This is a genomic window from Natrialba taiwanensis DSM 12281, assembly GCF_000337595.1.
Lineage (GTDB): Archaea > Halobacteriota > Halobacteria > Halobacteriales > Natrialbaceae > Natrialba > Natrialba taiwanensis.
Genome location: NZ_AOIL01000050.1, coordinates 51,388 through 67,756, shown reverse-complemented (window position 1 = coordinate 67,756; position 16,369 = coordinate 51,388). Strand labels below are relative to the sequence as shown.

Annotated in this window: 17 protein-coding genes; 9 read left to right on the top strand and 8 right to left on the bottom strand. The window is 63.1% G+C overall.

The features are described from left to right. Positions 1–38 precede the first annotated feature (38 nt). Positions 39–539, bottom strand: coding sequence for a DUF5812 family protein (locus C484_RS14250; protein WP_006826608.1), 501 nt, complete (start codon positions 537–539; stop codon positions 39–41). Between the two features lie 104 nt (positions 540–643). Here C484_RS14250 and C484_RS14245 point away from each other — a divergent pair, with 104 nt between their 5' ends. Continuing rightward, positions 644–1,951 carry a hypothetical protein gene (locus tag C484_RS14245; RefSeq protein WP_006826607.1) on the top strand — a complete coding sequence of 436 codons (1,308 nt, stop codon included), beginning with the start codon at positions 644–646 and terminating at the stop codon, positions 1,949–1,951. Positions 1,952–2,077: 126 nt separating this feature from the next. Beyond that, on the top strand, positions 2,078–3,202 hold the full coding sequence (locus C484_RS14240; protein ID WP_006826606.1) for a CPBP family intramembrane glutamic endopeptidase: 1,125 nt from the start codon (positions 2,078–2,080) through the stop codon (positions 3,200–3,202). A 31-nt stretch (positions 3,203–3,233) separates the two neighbouring features. On the opposite strand, the gene C484_RS14235 is transcribed toward C484_RS14240, so the two are convergent. Continuing rightward, positions 3,234–3,692: an NOB1 family endonuclease gene (locus C484_RS14235; RefSeq protein WP_006110183.1), complete on the bottom strand. Its 459-nt coding sequence runs from the start codon at positions 3,690–3,692 to the stop codon at positions 3,234–3,236. Positions 3,693–3,696: 4 nt separating this feature from the next. Then, the gene (locus tag C484_RS14230) at positions 3,697–3,942 is read right to left on the bottom strand and encodes a PRC-barrel domain-containing protein (protein ID WP_006110184.1); all 246 of its coding nucleotides are present in this window, start codon (positions 3,940–3,942) and stop codon (positions 3,697–3,699) included. A 248-nt stretch (positions 3,943–4,190) separates the two neighbouring features. Here C484_RS14230 and infB point away from each other — a divergent pair, with 248 nt between their 5' ends. Continuing rightward, on the top strand, positions 4,191–6,014 hold the full coding sequence (gene infB, locus C484_RS14225; RefSeq protein ID WP_006826605.1) for a translation initiation factor IF-2: 1,824 nt from the start codon (positions 4,191–4,193) through the stop codon (positions 6,012–6,014). Positions 6,015–6,119: 105 nt separating this feature from the next. On the opposite strand, the gene C484_RS14220 is transcribed toward infB, so the two are convergent. Further along, positions 6,120–7,133 carry a PH domain-containing protein gene (locus tag C484_RS14220; protein WP_006826604.1) on the bottom strand — a complete coding sequence of 338 codons (1,014 nt, stop codon included), beginning with the start codon at positions 7,131–7,133 and terminating at the stop codon, positions 6,120–6,122. Between the two features lie 160 nt (positions 7,134–7,293). On the opposite strand from C484_RS14220, the gene C484_RS14215 reads away from it, so the two are divergent. The 4 genes from C484_RS14215 (at position 7,294) to C484_RS14200 (ending at position 10,796) form a co-directional block, all read left to right on the top strand. Next, positions 7,294–7,644, top strand: coding sequence for a hypothetical protein (locus C484_RS14215; RefSeq protein ID WP_006826603.1), 351 nt, complete (start codon positions 7,294–7,296; stop codon positions 7,642–7,644). 169 nt (positions 7,645–7,813) lie between these two features. After that, positions 7,814–9,505, top strand: a complete 1,692-nt coding sequence (gene pyrG, locus C484_RS14210; protein ID WP_006826602.1) for a glutamine hydrolyzing CTP synthase — start codon at positions 7,814–7,816, stop codon at positions 9,503–9,505. Continuing rightward, entirely contained in the window at positions 9,505–10,422 is a 918-nt protein-coding gene (gene guaA / locus C484_RS14205) for a glutamine-hydrolyzing GMP synthase (RefSeq protein WP_006664643.1), read from the top strand. Before pyrG ends, guaA begins: the two co-directional genes overlap by 1 nt. Beyond that, on the top strand, positions 10,419–10,796 hold the full coding sequence (locus tag C484_RS14200; protein WP_006826601.1) for a DUF7126 family protein: 378 nt from the start codon (positions 10,419–10,421) through the stop codon (positions 10,794–10,796). The genes guaA and C484_RS14200 overlap by 4 nt, the downstream gene beginning before the upstream one ends. Positions 10,797–11,265: 469 nt before the next feature. Here C484_RS14200 and C484_RS14195 read toward each other — a convergent pair whose 3' ends face one another. Further along, entirely contained in the window at positions 11,266–12,066 is an 801-nt protein-coding gene (locus C484_RS14195; protein WP_006826600.1) for a 5-formyltetrahydrofolate cyclo-ligase, read from the bottom strand. Continuing rightward, the gene (locus C484_RS14190; RefSeq protein WP_006826599.1) at positions 12,063–12,770 is read right to left on the bottom strand and encodes a MogA/MoaB family molybdenum cofactor biosynthesis protein; all 708 of its coding nucleotides are present in this window, start codon (positions 12,768–12,770) and stop codon (positions 12,063–12,065) included. The genes C484_RS14195 and C484_RS14190 overlap by 4 nt, the downstream gene beginning before the upstream one ends. 226 nt (positions 12,771–12,996) lie before the next feature. Here C484_RS14190 and C484_RS14185 point away from each other — a divergent pair, with 226 nt between their 5' ends. Both C484_RS14185 and C484_RS14180 read left to right on the top strand, forming a co-directional pair. Then, complete coding sequence (locus C484_RS14185) at positions 12,997–14,037, top strand: zinc-binding dehydrogenase (RefSeq protein WP_006826598.1); 1,041 nt, start codon at positions 12,997–12,999, stop codon at positions 14,035–14,037. Between the two features lie 199 nt (positions 14,038–14,236). Next, positions 14,237–14,563, top strand: coding sequence for a hypothetical protein (locus C484_RS14180; RefSeq protein ID WP_006664648.1), 327 nt, complete (start codon positions 14,237–14,239; stop codon positions 14,561–14,563). A gap of 68 nt (positions 14,564–14,631) precedes the next feature. On the opposite strand, the gene C484_RS14175 is transcribed toward C484_RS14180, so the two are convergent. Both C484_RS14175 and C484_RS14170 read right to left on the bottom strand, forming a co-directional pair. Next, a complete protein-coding gene (locus C484_RS14175) occupies positions 14,632–14,949 on the bottom strand; it encodes a DUF7853 family protein (protein WP_006826596.1) in 318 nt (105 codons plus the stop codon). A gap of 216 nt (positions 14,950–15,165) precedes the next feature. Then, positions 15,166–16,257 carry an ABC transporter ATP-binding protein gene (locus C484_RS14170; protein WP_006826595.1) on the bottom strand — a complete coding sequence of 364 codons (1,092 nt, stop codon included), beginning with the start codon at positions 16,255–16,257 and terminating at the stop codon, positions 15,166–15,168. Positions 16,258–16,369 lie beyond the last annotated feature (112 nt).

The window sequence follows — 16,369 nt, the reverse complement described above, 5'->3', positions numbered from 1 at the left end:
GATGGGTAATGCCGTACTGCCGTAATAGTACGTGTGACTCAGTCGGGCAGGTAGCGAACGCTCAGCACGCCGGTGTCGTCCTGGGACTCGGACGACGCCTCGGTCGCGGCCCGACGAACTTCCACCCGAACCGCACCGAGGCGGGCCGCCCGCGCGATCGTCTCCTCGTCCTCGAGCACGTCTTGGGCCGCCGCTTCGAGTTCAGCCGCCGGCACGCAGAAGACGTGAATCTCGCCGGTGCCGGCGCGTTCCTCCTGGATGAACTCGCCGGGGTCGGCGTCGGCAGCGAGCTCGGTGGCGTGCTGGGTAGGGTCGAGGTCGCTGTCGACGAGGTCGACGGAGCGCCGCTCGGCCACGTCGATCACTTGCCAGGTGACCTCGAGCGGGGGATCGGGGGCGACGGTGGCTTCGAGCACGTCGTTCGTTTCGAGGCCGGGATTCGACGCGAGCGTGTGGACCTGCGTCGTCTCGATGTCGCGGACGACGGCGGAGTCGTCCTCGGCGTGGGTGACGACGAAGGTGCCGGTTTTCTCGGTCATGTGCCGGCGTAGGCATCCGGGCGGTTTCGGGGTTTCGGGTCGCTCCGACGGATCGACCGCCGGATGACGGAACGTCTTTATCGCAGGCGGTTGCCCTCTCGCACATGAACGTCGACATCGGAAACGCGCTTTCGGCAGTTGCCGCTCCAGGTATCTCGCGGGCGGCGCTCGAGCGCCTCGACGAGCAGGTCGCCGACGCACACGAGCGAATCGATGCCGGAATGGAGGCCGGCGAGCACGGCTACGCAGCGTTGAACCTGCCGAACCGGACGGACACAGACGAGATACAGGTTGCCGTCGACCGGGTAACCGGTCCCGACACGAGCGCCGTCCTTACCGTCGGTATCGGCGGCAGCGCACTCGGTGCGGCGACTATCACCGACGCGCTGAACGACGCGGACGATCCCGAGGCGATCTACCTCGACAACGTCGACCCCGACTGGCTCTCGGCGACGCTCGATCGGCTCGACCTCGAGACCACCGTGCTCAACGTCGTCTCGCGCTCGGGCACGACCGCCGAAACGCTCGCGAACTTCCTCGTCGTCCGCGAGACCTTCGAAGAAGCCGGCGTCGACTGGACCGAACGAACCATCGTCACGACCGGCGACGGCGGGCCGCTCCGTGAACTCGCGGAGCGCCACAATCTGCCCTCGCTCGCGGTTCCCGACGGCGTTCCGGGTCGGTTCTCCGCACTCTCCGCGGTCGGGCTGGTCGCCGCCGCCGTCTGCGGGCACGATCTCGATGCCCTGCTCCGCGGGGCGGCCGCCGAGGCCGAGACGCTCACCGGCTCGCTGTTCGAGTGTCCCGCCTACGCCTACGGCGCGGTCACCTACGCGCTGGACGCACGCGGGGCGAGCACGAACGCGATGATGCCGTACGCGGAATCGCTTGAAACCTACGCCGAGTGGTTCGCCCAACTCTGGGCCGAAAGCCTCGGCAAGGACGACCTCGGCCAGACGCCGGTCCGCGCACTCGGCGTGACCGACCAACACTCTCAGTTGCAACTCTATCGGGCTGGCCCGCGGGATAAACTCGTCACCTTCGTCACGGTGCAGGAAACCGCGGCCCGGCCGATCCCCGACACCGACGTCGACGACCTCTCCTATCTCGGTGACGCCTCGCTCGGCGACCTGCTCGACGCCGAGTTCGAAGCGACCGAAGCGAGCCTCGCCGCCGCCGGCCGCCCCAACGTCCGCGTCGAAATCGACCGCGTCGACGAGTTCGAACTCGGCGGACTGCTCTACGGTATGGAAGTCGCCTGCGTGCTCGCCGGTGAACTCTACGGGGTGAATACCTTCGAGCAGCCGGCCGTGGAGTGGGCGAAGAAGGCGACTCGCGGTCTGTTGGGCGGCGGCGAGTTCGCGGAGGCCGAGGCGGTCGCCGAGAAGACGGAGTTGCGGGTCGAGCGGTAACGGGACGGGGAGCTTCGGGAGTCGAGCAGCGAGCAGATCGGCTTGCGGGGGTGTCGTTTCCGGAGGAGTACCCGGTGTTTGGGCCGGTTGCGGAGCCCATATGTGGACGCGTACGAAACGTGACGTATGAACAAAGCCACAGGGGCCGATGAGGCTGCTGCCGTGACGTCTGCAGCCGTTCCCGGTCTCGGGGCGGTCTTTGCTGCCGTGATGCTCGTGGCGACGCTGCTTCCCGTTACGCGCGGGGTCGAGAGTCCTGCAATCTGGGTGGCGGCCGCGTTTGCGGTCGTGACTGTCGTCGCCTTTCTCGCCAGTCGCCACGGGAGCCTCGACCGGCAACTGGCCGCCGTCGTCGCGTGCGCTTCGAGTATCGTTGTCGTCGTGCTCTCGGGGTACGCGCTGAATCAGGGGATACCCGTCTCGATCGATGTTCCCGGTATCCAATCGTCGTTTTCGCTGGTCTTTGCGGCCTTCGTGACGGGCGGGCTTGCCGTGGGTGTGGCCGTTGCGGATTACTTCGGGATCGGGCTGGCCGGACTCAAGGAGCGAACGCAACGGACGACGATACTGTCTGCGCTCGGCTTTGGCGGATTGCTCGCCCCCCAGGTGGGCGCGCTCGTGATTGCACTGCCCGTGATGGCGTCGGTCGGTGAACTGTCGCGGGTCCAGTCAGTCGTCGTGAGCCAACTCGGGATGGCGCTTGGAACGGGGGTCCTGGTCTGGTGGTACCTCTCGGTGACGGGGCGAGACCTGTCGTACATCGACCTGGGGCGGCCGACGGGACGAAACCTCCTGTTGATCGTCGGCGGTGTGCTCACCATCTTCGGCGCACTTGGAGCGATCACGCTGCTCTTTCAGTCGACCGGCGTCGAGAGCGCAGACCACGGAACGACCCAGCAAGCGGCGGAGAATCCCGAAATCCTGTTGGTTCTGGTACCGGCCTCGATTCTCGTTATCGGTCCCTTCGAAGAGTTGCTCTACCGAAATATCATCCAGAAATCGCTGTACGAGTCGTTCTCCCGGGGCGGTGCCATCCTGGTCGGCGGCGTCATCTTCGCGATTATTCACACCCAGGCCTACTGGACCGCCGGCCCGGGACAGGTCGTCGCAAGCCTCGCCGTTATCTTCGGTCTGGCACTCGTGCTGGGGACGCTGTACGAACGAACGGAGAATCTGCTCGTGCCAGCGCTCGTTCACGGCGTCTACAACGCCGTCCTCTTTGCAAACCTCTATTTCACGTACAGCGCGTAACCCGGCAAGCACTGTCGAGAGCCTGCTGCTGTTATGACGGGTTCTTCCGCGCGAGTTCGGAGCCGCAGATCGGACACCGTTCTTTTTCCTCGTCGAACTCGCGGCCACAGCCCTGACATTGGTAGTGCCAGTGGCGCTGTTCCTCGATGCCGTCGCGGGCGATCACGTCGACGGCGACGTTTAATTTCTCGGAGACGTTTTGCATCGCGTAGTCGTCGGTGACGAGCGTGGCGTCGAGTTCGAAGCTCGCGGCGACGAGGCGGATGTCGGTATCGGAGAGGACGCTCAGGTCGCCGGATTCTTTGGCGGCGCGGCGGACCTTCTCGGTGGTGTCCTCGTTCGGGATGTGGATGTGCATGCCCGAGCCCTCCATCGCGTCGAAGCGGTAGGCGCTCTCGTCTTCGAGTTCCTCGCGGACGAGGGGGATGGTTGCAGTCTGTTCTGTTGTGTGAAAGTCGTGGATAAAAGCCGAGGAGTCGAGAACGTACATACCCTTAGCGCTGGACGACGATGTAGTCTTTGACCGCCTGGACGCGGCTGACGGAGACGAGGAATCGACCGGCGTCGTCGACGCTGAAGTCGACGGCCCGCTCCGGAAGCTCCTCGTCCGGCTCGATAACGAGGTTGTGAAGTTGCCCCGATTTTAGGTCCATGGTGATGTTGTACAGCAGCCCCAGTTCGGTGCCGTCCGACCCCATGACGGACTTGCCCGAGAGGTTTTCGGCGAGTATCTCACTCATGCATACTCGTATTTACTAATCGGTATTAAAAACCTCGGGCTCAACACTGTTTGCGACGGCAGGTGAAGTCGCCGCGTCGCGCGAGGTGGGAACTCCGCTCCCGCGTGCGGGTTCCCGACAAGAGCGTTCGGAAACCCTGCTGGCCGTCATGAGCCCCCCACACGTCTGCACTCGGCTTCGGGGCGTGACGATGGGTTTAACTACCGCCCTCCGGATTCTCTAGGCAAGAGCTTCTCTGGTGGTTCATCATGTCGGATACCGATACGGACACGGACACAGACGCGGGCGCACGCAATTCCACATCTCTCAGAACGCCGATCGTCGCCGTCCTCGGACACGTCGATCACGGGAAGACGAGTCTCCTCGATAAGATCCGCGGCTCGGCGGTCATCGAGGGTGAAGCAGGGGCAATCACCCAGCACATCGGCGCGACGGCCGTTCCGCTCGACGTGATCTCTTCGATTGCGGGCGACCTCGTCGACCCCGATGATTTCGATCTCCCCGGCCTTCTGTTCATTGACACGCCGGGACACCACTCCTTTACGACGCTTCGTTCTCGCGGCGGCGCGCTGGCTGACATCGCCATCCTCGTCGTCGACGTCAACGACGGCTTCCAGCCCCAGACGCTCGAGGCGCTCGACATTCTCAAGCGCTCGGAGACGCCGTTTATCGTCGCGGCGAACAAGATCGACACCGTTCCCGGCTGGAACGCAACCGAGGACTCGCCGATCAACGCGACCTACGAGGCCCAGACCGACCGCGTCAGTTCGCGCCTCGACGAAAGCCTCTACGAGATTATCGGCAACCTCTCGGACGAGGGCTTCTCCGCCGACCTCTACTGGCGGGGGCAAAACTTCCAGCGCAACGTCGGCGTCGTCCCCGTCTCGGCGATGACCGGCGAGGGCGTTCCCGACCTGCTCACCGTCATGATGGGGCTCTCACAGCGTTATATGAAAGAAGAGATGGAAATCGACGTCACCGGCCCCGGCGTCGGCACCGTTCTCGAAGTCAAAGAGGAGAAAGGCTTCGGGACGACCATCGACACCGTCCTCTACGACGGCACGATCAGGGCCGACGATCAACTCGTCGTCGGCGGCATGAACGAACCCATCGTCACCGACGTGCGCGCGCTGCTCCAACCGCGCCCGCTCGCCGAAATCCGCACCGAGAGCCGGTTCGAAAAAGTCGACGAAATCTCGGCCGCCTCCGGTATCAAAATCGCCGCCCCTGAACTCGAAGACGCGATGGCCGGCGCACCCGTCCGCGTCGTCCGCAACCGCGACCTCGACGAGGTTATTCAAGAGGTCGAGGCCGAACTCGCGGACATCGCCGTCGACACCGCCGAAGAGGGCGTCGTCGTCAAAGCCGACACCCTCGGCAGTCTCGAGGCGATGGCCGATGCGCTGGACGAGGCCGAAGTACCGATCGTTCGCGCCGAAGTCGGCGATGTTGCTCCCCGAGACGTATCGGTCGCTTCGACCGCCGACGACCCGAAACAGCAGGCCATCCTCGGATTCAACGTCGAGACGCTCTCCGACGCCGATCAGCGCGCCGAAACCGAAGACGTGACGATCTTTACGGACGAGGTCATCTATCAACTCATCGATGAGTACGAGGAGTACGTCGACGAACTCGAACGCGCCCAGCAAGACACCATCCTCGACAACATCGTCCGCCCCGCCCGCTTTCGCATCCTTCCCGACCACACCTTCCGCCAGAACGACCCCGCCGTCGTCGGCGTCGAGGTGAACTCCGGAACCGTCCAAAACAACACCAACATCGTGAAATTCGACGGCTCCGAACCCGAGCGCGTCGGGCAAGTCAAGGGGATTCAAGAGCAAGGAGAGGACGTCGACGAAGCCCGCGCCGGCAACCGCGTCTCCGTCGCCATTGACGGCCCCACCGTCGGCCGCCAGATAGAGGAAGACGACGAACTCTGGGCAGAAATCCCCGAAAAACACGCCAAGATCTTAGAACAAGAACTCGCGAGCGAAATCCCCGGCGACGAACTCGAGGCGCTGAACATGTACCTCGACAAACAGCGCAGCCGAGATCCGTTCTGGGGCAAGTAACGACGGCTAGCGCCGATATTTTTCCGGACTGATATCGTCGTCGACGGTGCTAACGGCGATCCAACCGCGTCAGAACGGCACGTCAGAACGGCGTTTCAGCAGCGGTCACTCGGTCGTCTCGAGTTCAGCTTCCGCGTCGGGATCTGCCGTCGTCTCGGCCGCAGTCGAACGCTCGGGAACCGACGCGCCGCCTTCGTCGCACCGCCCGTCGCGCAGCCGGTGCGTTTCGGTCTGTCGAACGCGATCGAGTGCATCCCGAAGCGACTCGGCATCGGACTCGATTGCTTCCCGGTCGCAGCGAACGTCGAGCCAGCGGGAGGAAAACCGGCCGAACCACTGCCGTTCGAGGACGAGTTCGTCGTCGGTCAGCCGAACGTCGGTGATGGCGTCCCAGGGGATGAGCTTCCGCGCGAACGGGCGTTTGTGGATGAGCCCTGCCTCGTGGGCCCGGAGTTCGGGCGGATTCCACCGGTCGCCGGGATCAAGTTCGTTCCAGCTTCCCGGGCCGCGGTGGGAGGTGAGGAAGATCAGGATGCCGTAGAGCGCCCAGATCAGTCCCTGTCCGTTGCCCGCCGCCGCGGTGACCAGTCCGAAGACGACAACCAGGGCCATGATTCCGGCGAAGATGAACTCGCTGGGGCTGATGCCGGCTGGGTGGTACTCCCAGCTTGCGGCCGGTTCCTCGGGAGTGAGTGCCGCGACGTAGCGATTGCGGCTCATTCGATCGAGACCGTACGCGGAGAGACCGGCCAACAGCGCGAAAACGCCCACGACGAGCTGAAATCGAGCGGAGAGACCGGCTGCGACGACGGCCGGAGCGGCGACAAGCGCTGTGAGCACGATTGCTGGAAGATAGCAGCCGAGCCGTCGCCGCCGGCTGCGGCCGATCCGCTCGGGAAGGCCGTAGGCTCGTTTCGCGAGGATGTGCCCGAGAATCGCCACGCAGGTGACCACACTGGGCAAGAGTCCAAGCAGCGTCGCAGTAGCTGCCCCGGCCGCAGTTGCTACGGCCGCCGCGATCCCGGTGACGACGACCCCGAGGTAGAACCCGAAGCCGGCCTGAAAGCCGATATCGGGGTCGCTAATTTCGAGAGTCGCCCGTCGTTCGTGAGCTGTCACTGATAGATACTCCACGGATCCCTATCGTAAAATACGCTTTGGATACTCTCTCGCTGCGATGTCTCTCTGACCCCCGTCAATCCCCGCGGGTGCTATAGTAACACGGTGGGTTGCGAGTTCCACTAGAATCATTATATGGATACTGCGGGTAGTGTTATCTATGCTCGTCCACTGTCGCCAGTACAAACACGAGGAAGTACAGTTCGATGACAATCGGACGACAGGCGAGTCCCAGACCGAGGATACGGTCAATCCGGATTCGGAGGACTACTTCGGGGCGGATATCGACGATTTCGAGGTTGAAACCTGGGATACCATCGAGTTCAGGGGCGATCCGATCCAGCGTCGCTCCGTCACAATAGACGGCGTCACCGCTGTCTCCGTACCGGATGATCCGACTGAGAGGGATGACGGCGACCTTCCCGGGGGAACGGTCCAACTCCGCCTGGACAGCGGCATCGAAACCCTCGAACAGGCCGCAATCGTCGAAGTGCAAGACGAAAACCCCTAGTCGGGGCCGAAAGCAGACGGGCGCGCCGGCGGTCGATCAATCGCGAAGAGAGTGAACAGCCGATCATCGCCGAATCCGACCGGGACCCGTGTGCTCTCGGCGTATGGTAGCTACTGTCGTTTCCGATCCCCTCCGAAATCGTTTTCAACCGCTCACGCGGACACTCGGTATGCCGACGGAACCGGACACTCATTATGACCCCTCCCTGGGGAACAAGTTCATCTTCGTCACCGGCGGTGTGATGTCGGGACTCGGAAAGGGAATTACGGCCGCGAGCACCGGTCGACTTCTCAAAAACGCCGGGTTCGACGTTACCGCCGTCAAGATCGATCCGTACCTGAACGTCGATGCGGGGACGATGAACCCCTACCAGCACGGAGAGGTGTACGTCTTGGAGGATGGCGGCGAGGTCGACCTCGACCTGGGGAACTACGAGCGATTCCTCGATGTCGATATGACCTCGGATCACAACATCACCACCGGGAAGACCTACAAACACGTCATCGAGAAGGAACGCGCCGGCGATTACCTCGGGAAGACGGTCCAGATTATCCCGCACATCACCGATGACATCAAACGCCGCATTCGCGAGGCCGCCGAGGGATACGACGTCTGTATCGTCGAGGTCGGCGGGACGGTCGGAGACATCGAAGGGATGCCCTATCTCGAGGCCCTGCGCCAGTTCGCCCACGAGGAAGACGAGGAGGACATCCTCTTTACGCACGTCACCCTCGTTCCGTACTCGAAAAACGGCGAACAGAAGACCAAACCGACCCAGCACTCGGTCAAAGAGGTCCGCTCGATCGGTCTCCAGCCCGACGTGATCGTCGGCCGCTGCGAGGACAAGCTCGATCCCGAGACCAAGGAGAAAATCGCGCTGTTCTGTGACATTCCGACCGACGCCGTGTTCTCGAATCCCGACGTCGAGGATGTCTACCACGTCCCGCTGATGGTCGAAGACGAGGGACTCGACCAGTACGTCCTCGAGCGATTCGGCCTCGCCGACGAGGCGCTGCCGGAGGGCGAACGAGCCAACGAGTGGCGCGATATCGTCACGACCGAGAAATCGGGAACCGTCGACATCGCACTGGTCGGTAAGTACGACCTCGAAGACGCCTACATGTCGATCCACGAATCGCTGAAACACGCCGGCTTCGAACTCGGTGTCGACGTGAACGTCCACTGGGTCCACGCCGACGGAATGGCCGACGGCTACGACGACCAACTCGAGGCCGTCGACGGCGTCATCGTCCCCGGCGGCTTCGGGATGCGCGGGACGGAAGGCAAGATCGAGGCAGTTCGATACGCCCGCGAGAACGACGTCCCCTTCCTCGGACTCTGTCTCGGCTTCCAGATGGCCGTCGTCGAGTACGCCCGCAACGTCTTGGGACTCGAGGACGCCCACTCCGCCGAGATGGACGAGGATACACCCGACCCCGTCATCGACATCCTCCCCGAGCAGTACGAAGTCGAGGACATGGGCGGGACGATGCGACTCGGCGAACACACGACCGTCATCGAACCCGAAACGCTCGCCTACGACCTCTACGGTGACACGTCCTGTTCCGAGCGCCACCGTCACCGCTACGAGGTCAACCCCGAATACTTCGAGCAGTTCGCGGACGAACCGCTGACCTTCTCCGGGACCGCAGGCAACCGGATGGAGATCCTCGAACTCGAGGGCCATCCGTACTTCCTCGGAACGCAGTTCCATCCCGAGTACACGTCCCGTCCGGGCCAGCCGAGTCCGCCGTTCCTCGGATTGGTCGAGGCGGCCATCGACGGCAGTACGACCAGTGCCGCGGACACCGCCACCGAAACGGACGGCGAAACCGACACCGAAACAGAGGTAACCCACTGATGGTAGACACTGAAACGTTCGTTCCAGACGCGATCGATGAAATCCGGGCCGAAATCGGCGACGCAAACGCCGTCATCGCACTTTCCGGCGGCGTCGACTCCTCCGTCGCTGCGGCCCTGGCTTACGAGGCTATCGGCGACCAGCTCACACCCGTCTACGTCGACACCGGCCTGATGCGCAAAGGAGAAACCGCCGGCATCCGCGACACGTTCGACTACATGGACTCCCTGCGGATCGTCGACGCGAAAGACCGCTTCCTCGACGCACTCGCCGGCGTGACGGACCCCGAAGCAAAGCGCGAAATCATCGGCGAGCAGTTTATCCGCGAGTTCGAACGCGAGGCGACGGAGGCCGACGCCGACTACCTCGTCCAGGGGACGATCTACCCCGACCGCATCGAAAGCGAGGGCGGCATCAAATCCCACCACAACGTCGGCGGACTCCCCGACGTCGTCGACTTCGACGGCATCGTCGAACCCGTTCGCGACCTCTACAAAGACGAGGTCCGCGACGTTGCCCGCCACCTCGACTTAGAGGAGGTCGTCGCCGAGCGGATGCCGTTCCCCGGCCCCGGCCTCGCAGTGCGGGTCATCGGCGAAGTCACCGACGAAAAACTCGAGGTCGCACGCCACGCCTGCCACGTCGTCGAAGACGAACTCGAGGAGTACGACCCGTGGCAAGCGCTGGCCGCCGTGATCGGCAAAGCCACGGGCGTCAAGGGCGACAACCGCGTTCACGGCTGGGTCGTCTCCGTCCGGTCGGTCGAATCCCGCGACGGAATGACCGCCCGCGCACAGGAAATCGACTGGGAGACGCTCCAGCGCATCCAGTCCCGGATCACCGGTCAGAACGATAACGTGGCACGCGTCGTCTACGACGTGACCCACAAGCCACCGGCAACGATCGAGTACGAATGAGTGACAGAGACACAGACGCGGACACGGATACGGACACAGATCCAGACAAAGGCCCGCACGCAATCGTCGCCGGTCCCGACGAGGACGGTCTCGCCGACGCGCTCGAAGCCGAAGGCGTCACCGTCACCAGACTCGGCGGCGTCATCTCACGCCCGCAATTAGAGGAAGCCGGTATCGTCGAAACTGACCTCTACGTCCTGACCGACATCGACCAGGCGACGACGATTCCGATCGTCTACGATCTCACCGACGACCTGCGGACCGTTACCTACGCCCGCCGGACCGTCCCCGAGTTCGTCAAGGGACAACTCGACCTCGCGATCGACCCCCGCCTCATGTCGCCCGATGTCGTCGCGGATGAACTCGCCGAATAGGCGGGAGCATCCTGCGACCCTGCAGCAGTTATTCCGGCAATTTCTGCCACCCACGAGCCCGCTACCGCCAAACTGACCACCAAGAACGGATTCATTCCTTTAAACGGTTCTAATGGTTGGATTGGTCGATTAAATCCGGGTTAAATTCGGGAAAATCCGGCACAAGAGCAGTGGACCATCACCCTGGTTCAAGTAGGTCCCGCCAATAGAGATGGATGGAGGTCGACGGGTACACCTCATCCGAGGCACCCACGACTCCCGTGACTTCCAGCAATCCCACCACAGCACCCTTCCCCCACCATTGCCACACCGCAATCGCTGTCCCGTGGGAACTGCACCAGCCCGCGGGCAACTGCGGCTCTGGCACCTGTACTCGGGGCGTCTTTCGTCCCGAGTCCTTCAGGATTCATTCTCGCGTACCCAATCGACTAGTTGCCGGAAACCCTCGCATAGATCGTTGTAATCGGCCTTAGCGCTGTTCTGCCAATCGACCGAGGACCGGCATCTCCGCGCGCCGCTCGGCAGAGAGCAGGCTCCAGTCAATGCCGTCCGGCCTATCAGCGCCGGTTCTGGTCTCACTTGCCTGCCTCGCTGGCCGTCTCACTCGCTCGGGCGTGACGATCAGATCCATCGGCACGTCGTGCTCGTCGAAGCTGATCGCTGCAGCGTCGTCACCGGCGAGGAGTTGGCGCTCGTGAACCGTCGTCGCAACAGGCGTCTCCTCGTCGACGAGTTCGAGTTCAGTGAGAATTGCGAACTCGAGATCGCTGTAGCCTTCACCCTTTCCGATTCGGCTGCCGTCTACGCTGCCGGAATCGTCGTTGGAGACGGGCGTGGGGTCGATGCAGACGGCGACGCTTCCGGAGACGATCAGGTCGATCTCGTCGACGGCCGCTGGACCGACCTGTTCGCCGTGGTCGGTCGAGCCGGAGACGGTGGTGGCCGCATCGTAGTCCTCGAGTTCGTCGGGATCGAGTTTCAGGAAGCACTTTTCGTCGCGGAGCCGAGGGACGGCCATGTAGACCGTTTTGCCGTCTCGGAGGGCGCGGCGACGGACCGGCAACTGCGGCGCATCGGGGTTTGCCTTGATCGTCGTCGCCGCCCGCCACTCGGGTTGGTCGGCCAGGCGGGCGGCGGCGGCCGCCGCGTTTTCGAAGTTGGGAATGCGACCGTGTGGCGGAAACGGAAATCGGGCGACGCCGCTGTCTTCTAAGTCGTCCCAGACGCGCTCGCGGACGGCTTCTTTCGAAAGGTTATCCCGATTCGTCATTGCAGATCACCGTCGATTCCCTCGGTGCTCTCGTGCGTTCCCGGCTGCTCTCCGTTTGCCGATCTCTCGTCTTCGCCCTCTCCTGCGCCCTCGCTTTCATCTTCATTCCCGTTCGCATCCTCGGCGGCGGTCGAATCATCCGCTGACTCCGCCGGCCGAGCGAGTTCAGCGAGATGGCGACACTCGGGGATGATGAGTTCCGTAGCGGCAAGCCGCGCCGCATCGGCGTTTCCAGGCAGACAGAAAATTGGTCGACCGTCGGTTACGCCGGCGGTCGTTCGTGCTGCGAGCGCGCGAGAACCGTTTGCCTCGTAGAGGATCGTCGTCAGCAGTTCACTGAACGTCTCCAGGCGCTTCTCGAGAAGCGGCGTTACCGCCTCGATCGTCCGATCGCTGGGTTCGACACTCGTTCCGCCGGCGGTCACCACGACATCGACATCGTCGCGGTCGATCACGCGCGAGACGATCGATTGGACCTTGTCGTGATCCGGACTGACGTGCTCTCGCATCGCAACCTCGTGACCTGCCTGGGTGAACTCGTCGTTGAGATCCTCGCCGGCAGGATCGGATTCGAGCGTTCGATCGTCGGCAATCGTGACGATCCCGACGCCGAGTGGAGTGGTGTGCTCTCGAGAACTCGATTCAGTGGCTGTTTCTGTGCTGCCGGCTGCTGTGTCCGGGTCCGACTCGGTCGACTCGTTCATACGTCGACTTGACCGGCGGCGGGTAAAACGCTAGTTGCTCGTACTATCGTGGTATCGTGGCCATCCGGGCAGCCATCGGTAGTGGGCATCGCTGTCGTCACCGACTGGTTCGACGGTACGCTGGCACACGCAAAGCAGTCAGCAAGTCACTGTGTCCTCGCCGTGATACCGGCCCTACTGAACGTAGTCACAACTGTTATGCCGGTGTTTTGGTCAACCTGTGTGTATGCAGGCAGTCAAAATCACGGCACACGGCGGGACGGATGTCATCGAGTACGGCGAGTATCCCGACCCCGAAATCGGCCGCGACGAGGTGCTTGTCGACGTGAAAGCCGGCGCGCTCAACCACCTCGACGTGTGGGTTCGCCGCGGGCTGCCGACGCTCGACCTCGAACTGCCCCACGTCCCCGGCAGTGACGCCGCGGGCGTCGTCGAAGCCACCGGGGAAGACGTTACGCGATTTGACCCTGGCGACCGCGTCGCGGTCACGGCGGGCGTCAACTGCGGCGACTGCGAGTTCTGTCGCAGCGGCGACCCGACGCTGTGTGTCAACTTCCACCTGCTGGGCGAGCACGTCACTGGCGTCCACTCGGAGTACGCCGCGGTTCCCGCGGACAACCTGATCCCGGTCCCGGAACACGTCGACTGGATCACCGCCGGCGCGTCGTCGCTCGTCTTCCAGACCGCCTGGCGGCTACTGATCGACCGTGCGGATATCGAGGCTGGCGAGAAAGTGCTCGTCCTCGGAGCCAGCGGCGGCGTCGGTCACGCCGCCCTCCAAATCGCAGACTACGCGGGCGCGGAGGTGTACGCCACCGGCAGCACCGAGGACAAACTCGACTACGCCCGCGAACACGGCGCCGATCACGTGGTCAACTACGAGAAACGGAACTTCGCGGAGTGGGTCCGCAGCGAGACCGGCAACCGCGGCGTCGACGTCGTCGTCGACTACATCGGGGCCGGAACCTGGCGCGATTCGATCAAGAGCCTCGCGAAGAACGGCCGCCTCGTCACCTGCGGGGGCACTGCCGGCGGCAACCCCGAAACCGACATTCCGCGCATCTTCTGGAACCAACTCCAGATCATCGGCTCGACGATGGGCACCCCTGGTCAGGTCGACGACGTGATGGAACTCGTCTGGGACGGCACCTTCACCCCCGCGGTTCGAGAAGTGCTGCCGATGAGCGAAACCGCCCGCGCACACGAGATCATCGAAGGCCGCGAAGGATTCGGCAAGGTCGTCGTCCGGCCGGATAGCGAACTCTGAGACGGTCTGTTGTACCGAGTTTCCGGCGCAACCGCGAACCGTCCTGGGGTTGCGCCGGAACTGACTGACAGCAGTCCGTATGAACCGGTACCCGATACAGCAACACGAACCAGCACCGAGCAGAACGATTCAGTGTGAACTCGAGACCGCAAAATCACGAACCGTGAGTGCTTTCATCACGGAGTCGAAACCGATACGTGTGACCTCGAGCGACGACGGCGGCTACGTTCACGACCCTGCGGCGTTCGACGGGCCGGACGGCCGTGGGGCAGAGACCGAAACTGCCGAGGGCGACTCCGACGGGGACTGGACCGACGCGCCCCGCCATCCGGCGACGGCCGAGCGCGAGTTCGACTGGCGAGGGTGGGTTCTCGTGGGGGCGATCGTGCTCGCGTTCGTCGTCGCGCCGCTGTCGATTTTGCTGTGGCCGCCGCATCTGAACTACTTCGTGGCGCTGTTGATATTGCCGCTACTACCGGCGGCGTTGCTCGCGCTGACGGCGGTGTGGGCGACGACGCGCCCCTGACGTGCGTTTGCTTGGACTGCGTTTCATGTAGTATCGATAAAAAAGCGATCAGCACGCAGCGACCGGCATTACTCCTGTGTCTCGAGTACCCTGTCGAGTTCATCGATCGCCGAGCGGCCGAACTCGATATCCCGGGACGGCGTTTCCTCATGGTCGAGATAGTCGGTTAGGTGTGTACTGAGTCGTTGGAGCTGTGACTGGGTGAATCGACCGGTGTTGTCGTTCGATTCGACCAGTTCGACCAGTGTAAGGAGCTGCGATGGTGGTGACGCGTCCTCATCGAGGGCCTCGTCGACGCGTGCCACCAGTGAATGGTGGACGACCCATTCTTCCTCTCTGGAGAGCGTGACCTCGTGGCGTTCGGTTTCCGATGGTGGGGTACTCATTGCGATACTGGATCGATTTCGTCGATCCTTGCCCAACACTACGATGGATGCGCTCATAAAGTTTGTCACGTGGTATCATATATCAGCTAGTGTAGCCCAGCGGTACTGACAGTGACAGAGCGGTCGGGTACCGAAACCACCCCAGTGAAACGGCACGACGAGTTCTCGAGCGAAGCGTGCGGGCAGAACGACCGGTCCAGTGAGACTTCTTGAAGGTTAGTGGATCCTGACACCGGAGTCCGGATCGAACAACTGCGTCGCCGATTCGTCGAGAACTAGCCCATACTCGGTATCGCCGTCACCGTCGAAATCCGCGTGCGTGACGACAGTCACGTCGCCGAACTCGGTCTCGAAGATGCTGTGTGTTTCGTCGCCCAGGGGCTCGTCGAGAACGTGCTCGGCCTCGATTCCCTCGGCTGGATCACCGATACCGATTTGCTGGGGCCGAACGCCGACGCGAACCGGACTGTCGACGTACCCCTCGAGTTCGTCGGCGGTCGCAGGGAGCGAGACGGTGTGGTCGCCCATGGAGACGGCTGCAGTTCCGTTTGCCGATTCAACGTGGGCGTCGAAGAACTCCATCGCCGGCTGGCCGATGAACTCGCCGACGAAGTCGTTGATGGGTTCGGAGTAAACTTCCTTGGGCGAGCCGGCCTGTTGGAGTTCGCCGTCGTCCATGATAGCGATTCGGTCGGACATCGTCATCGCCTCCTCCTGGTCGTGGGTGACGTAGAGGACGGGACAGCCGATTTCGTCGGTGATCCGCTGGACGACCGGTCGGAGTTCACGCTTGAGTTTGGCGTCCAGATCGCTCATCGGTTCGTCGAAGAGGAATACGGAGGGGTCCCGAACGAGTGACCGGCCGAGTGCAACACGCTGTTGCTGGCCGCCCGAGAGCGAGGCGGGCATCTTGTCGAGTTGGTCGCCGATCTGGAGGAGAGCTGCGGCCTCCGCAACGTGTTCGCGCCGTTCGTCTTCGGGAACGCCGGCGATTTTGAGGCCGTATTCCATGTTCTTGCGGACGCTCATGTGCGGGTAGAGCGCGATATCTTGGAAGAGCAGGGCGACATCGCGTTGCTGTGGTGGGAGTTCGGTTACGTCGCGGTCGTCGACACGGATGGTACCGGCGGTCGGCGTGTCGAGGCCGGCAACACAGCGAAGCGTCGTGGTCTTGCCACAGCCGGAGGGGCCGACGAGTGTGAGGAACTCGCCGTCCTCGATGGTCAGCGAGAGTTCGTCGACGGCGACGATGCGATCGGCGTTCGGGGAGTCGAACACCCGGGTCATGTTGTCGATGTGGACGGTCATTGTATGGGTAGTGGATGGTATTTGTGTGTATGGTGCGTGTGTGTCGCGAGTCGTGTATCGTGAGTTTGTGTCCTCTGTCGTGTGAATTCGGTGCTCGAACGGGCTATGGTCG

Excerpts from the sequence above, each read along its gene's own strand:
- C484_RS14250 (WP_006826608.1), bottom strand. The coding sequence starts at position 539 with ATGACCGAGAAAACCGGCACCTTCGTCGTCACCCACGCCGAGGACGAC.
- C484_RS14245 (WP_006826607.1), top strand. The coding sequence starts at position 644 with ATGAACGTCGACATCGGAAACGCGCTTTCGGCAGTTGCCGCTCCAGGT.
- C484_RS14240 (WP_006826606.1), top strand. The coding sequence starts at position 2,078 with ATGAACAAAGCCACAGGGGCCGATGAGGCTGCTGCCGTGACGTCTGCA.
- C484_RS14235 (WP_006110183.1), bottom strand. The coding sequence starts at position 3,692 with ATGTACGTTCTCGACTCCTCGGCTTTTATCCACGACTTTCACACAACA.
- C484_RS14230 (WP_006110184.1), bottom strand. The coding sequence starts at position 3,942 with ATGAGTGAGATACTCGCCGAAAACCTCTCGGGCAAGTCCGTCATGGGG.
- infB (WP_006826605.1), top strand. The coding sequence starts at position 4,191 with ATGTCGGATACCGATACGGACACGGACACAGACGCGGGCGCACGCAAT.
- C484_RS14215 (WP_006826603.1), top strand. The coding sequence starts at position 7,294 with ATGCTCGTCCACTGTCGCCAGTACAAACACGAGGAAGTACAGTTCGAT.
- pyrG (WP_006826602.1), top strand. The coding sequence starts at position 7,814 with ATGCCGACGGAACCGGACACTCATTATGACCCCTCCCTGGGGAACAAG.
- guaA (WP_006664643.1), top strand. The coding sequence starts at position 9,505 with ATGGTAGACACTGAAACGTTCGTTCCAGACGCGATCGATGAAATCCGG.
- C484_RS14200 (WP_006826601.1), top strand. The coding sequence starts at position 10,419 with ATGAGTGACAGAGACACAGACGCGGACACGGATACGGACACAGATCCA.
- C484_RS14195 (WP_006826600.1), bottom strand. The coding sequence starts at position 12,066 with ATGACGAATCGGGATAACCTTTCGAAAGAAGCCGTCCGCGAGCGCGTC.
- C484_RS14190 (WP_006826599.1), bottom strand. The coding sequence starts at position 12,770 with ATGAACGAGTCGACCGAGTCGGACCCGGACACAGCAGCCGGCAGCACA.
- C484_RS14185 (WP_006826598.1), top strand. The coding sequence starts at position 12,997 with ATGCAGGCAGTCAAAATCACGGCACACGGCGGGACGGATGTCATCGAG.
- C484_RS14175 (WP_006826596.1), bottom strand. The coding sequence starts at position 14,949 with ATGAGTACCCCACCATCGGAAACCGAACGCCACGAGGTCACGCTCTCC.
- C484_RS14170 (WP_006826595.1), bottom strand. The coding sequence starts at position 16,257 with ATGACCGTCCACATCGACAACATGACCCGGGTGTTCGACTCCCCGAAC.